The organism is Mycobacterium timonense, from assembly GCF_025821985.1.
Lineage (GTDB): Bacteria > Actinomycetota > Actinomycetes > Mycobacteriales > Mycobacteriaceae > Mycobacterium > Mycobacterium avium.
On the sequence record NZ_JACKSY010000077.1, the window covers coordinates 1 to 340 of the forward strand.

General features: G+C 74.3%; 1 protein-coding gene. It reads left to right on the forward strand.

Annotated features, from left to right (window positions below):
* Positions 1 to 86: 86 nt before the first annotated feature.
* Positions 87 to 340 (forward strand): antitermination protein NusB (locus tag H7I87_RS18795; protein ID WP_264002823.1); only part of this gene is annotated, 254 nt, incomplete at its 3' end.

A 340-nucleotide genomic window follows, 5' to 3' on the forward strand; every position in this document is an offset into this window, starting at 1 on the left:
CCGCAGATCAGGGCGGCCGCCCAGGCCGTCCGGGGCGCGGTGGGTTCCGACGCCGCCGNCACACCGGAGGAGCGCGGACCGCAGCCATGAGCCGGTTGGAGCTGCGCCTGGTCGTTGCGGCCGTGCTGGCTGCGACGGTGGTGGTGGGTGCGGTGGTGTGCGCCGCCTACGGGTGGACCATCGTCGCCTCGGTGCTCTCGATCTTCGCGCTGGGGGTGGGCGCCTGGCTCTATCACTGCGTCGAACGGGTGGCAGTCGCCCGCCGCATCAGCACGGTGCGCTCGGCCGCCCGGCCGCTGCAGCCGCTGCTGCCGGTGATGGCCGCGATCATGGGCCTGAC